At 69.9% G+C, this 2612-nt stretch carries 2 protein-coding genes; both read left to right on the top strand.

The genetic code is table 11. The features are described from left to right. On the top strand, positions 1–828 hold an 828-nt coding region (locus ACFXB5_RS53355), incomplete at its 5' end, for a phosphopantetheine-binding protein (RefSeq protein WP_385223267.1). A gap of 38 nt (positions 829–866) precedes the next feature. Further along, the coding region (locus ACFXB5_RS53350) for a type I polyketide synthase (protein WP_385223265.1) at positions 867–2612 on the top strand (1746 nt) is incomplete at its 3' end.

The following is a 2612-nucleotide window of genomic DNA, read 5'->3' as shown; positions in this document are numbered from 1 at the left end:
CCCGGCACCTCACTCGCCTGGGGCTGGTGGCAACGGGAAGGCGGCATGACCGCCCACCTCACCCAGACCGACCACGACCGAATGACCCGCGCCGGAATCCACGGACTCACCGACACCGAGGGCACCGCCCTGTTCGACACCACCCTCGACCACGGACTGGGCACCGTCGCACCAGTCAAACTCCACCTCCCCACCATCGGGCGTTCCAGCAACGTGCCACCCGTGCTCCGCGCGCTGGTCCGCACCGCCCGGCCAACCGCCCACCAGACGACCGCCCACACCGAGGGCTGGGCCGACCGCGTCGCCACACTGGCGGCGGAGGAGCGGAGCCGGGCGGTGCTGGATCTGATCCGCCAGCAGTCGGCGCGGGTCCTCGGGCATAGCGACGCCGACCGGATTGACCCCGGCCAGGCGTTCAAGGACACCGGCTTCGACTCGCTCACCGCCGTCGAGTTCCGCAACCGCGTCACCGCCGCCACCGGACTGCGGCTACCCGCCACCCTGATCTTCGACCACCCCACGCCGAACACGCTCGCCGATCATCTACTCGCCCAGCTCGGGCCACTGGGCGACGGCGGGTCGTCGTTCCCGGAGGTGTTGCGCGACTTGGAGCGTTTCGAACGGCAGTTGTTCGACAACCAGCCGGACGACGAGGCAGGCACGGCGATCGCCGACCGGTTGCGCTCCATCCTGGCGCGCCTCGACGCACCGGCCGCGGCACCCGCCGCCGCGACGGGCAGCGCCCAGGTCCTCGACGCGTTGGAGGACGCCTCCGAATCGGAGCTGCTCAGCTTCATCGACAAGGAATTCGGCCGCGCCTCCAACTAACCGCTCGGCTCGCCCTCATCCCAAAAGGTTGATACCGCATGGCTGATTCGAAGACCCTCACCGACTACCTGAAGTGGGTCACGGCGGATCTCTACCGGACCCGTGAACGGCTCGCCGAAGTCGAGTCGGCGTCGGCCGAGCCGATCGCCATCATCGGCATGGCCTGCCGCTTCCCCGGCGGCGTGACCTCACCGGAGACGCTGTGGGAGCTGGTGTCGTCCGGCACCGACGCGATCTCCGGCTTCCCGGACGACCGGGGCTGGGACCTGGAGGGCTTCTTCGACTCCGACCCGGCCCAGGAGGGTACCTCGTATATGCGGGAGGGTGGCTTCCTGAAGGACGCCACCGGGTTCGACCCGGCGTTCTTCGGCATCTCGCCGCGCGAGGCAGTGGCCATGGACCCGCAGCAGCGGCTGCTGCTGGAGACCACCTGGGAGGTGCTGGAACGCGCGGGCATCGCCCCCACCTCACTCCGCGGAAGCCGCACCGGCGTGTTCACCGGGCTGATGGCCAACAGCTATACGACACGGGTCCGGCGGATCCCCGGCGAGCTGCAGAGCTACTCGGGCAACGGGGAGGCGGCGAGCGTCGCGTCCGGGCGGGTGTCGTACACCTTCGGCTTCGAGGGCCCGGCGATGTCGGTCGACACCGCCTGCTCCTCGTCGCTGACCGCGTTGCACCTGGCAGTACGGGCACTGCGCTCCGGCGAGTGTCCGCTGGCGGTCGCCGGTGGGGTGACCGTGTTCGCCACGCCGCGGATCTTCTCCGACCTGAGCCGGCAGCGCGGGCTCGCCAGGGACGGCCGCTGCAAGGCGTTCTCCGCGTCCGCCGATGGCACCGGGCTCAGCGAGGGTGTCGGCCTGTTGCTGGTCGAGCGACTGTCGGACGCCCAGCGGCTCGGGCATCCGGTGCTGGGAGTGGTGCGCGGCACCGCCGTCAACCAGGACGGCGCCTCGAACGGCCTCACCGCGCCGAACGGCCCCGCGCAGCAGCGGGTCATCAAGGCCGCGCTCGCCGACGCCCGGCTGACTGCGGCCGACGTGGACGTGGTGGAGGCACACGGCACCGGCACCAAGCTCGGCGACCCGATCGAAGCCCAGGCAATCATCGCCACCTACGGGCAAAACCGGGAACAGCCGCTGTGGATGGGCTCACTGAAATCCAACCTCGGCCACACCCAAGCCGCCGCCGGAGTAGCCGGCATCATCAAAACCGTCATGGCCATGCGCCACGGCGTGATGCCCAAGACCCTGCATATCGACGAGCCGACCCCGGAGGTCGATTGGTCGGCAGGTGCGGTCGAAGTCCTGGCCGAGGCCCGGGACTGGCCCGGGGCGGACGAACGCCCCCGACGCGCGGGCGTGTCTTCCTTCGGAGTGAGCGGCACCAACGCGCACGTCATCCTCGAACAGGCGCCGCCCGCGCCCGAGCCGACGGAATCGGCGGAACCCGTCGAGCCCTCCGAGGCGGCCGAGCCTTCCGGCCCCGTCGGGCTTGAGTTGGAACCCTCCGGTCCGGTGCCATGGGTGCTCTCCGCACAGAACGAAACCGCACTCAAAGACATGGCCCGTCAACTGGTGACGGAAACCGAAGGCTCGGTCCACCAGATCGCGCATTCCCTCATCACCCAACGATCCACCACACTCCCCCACCGCGCCGTCCTCGTCGGCTCCACCCGCGAGGAATTCACCACCGCACTCGACAACCTCACCGGACACACCCCCGACGGCGGCAAAACCGTCCTCGTCTTCCCCGGCCAGGGATCCCAGTGGGTAGGCATGGGA

Source organism: Streptomyces sp. NPDC059455, assembly GCF_042750115.1.
Lineage (GTDB): Bacteria > Actinomycetota > Actinomycetes > Streptomycetales > Streptomycetaceae > Streptomyces > Streptomyces endocoffeicus.
The sequence above is the reverse complement of the archived record's forward strand: the minus strand, read 5'-3'. Positions and strand labels throughout refer to the sequence as shown.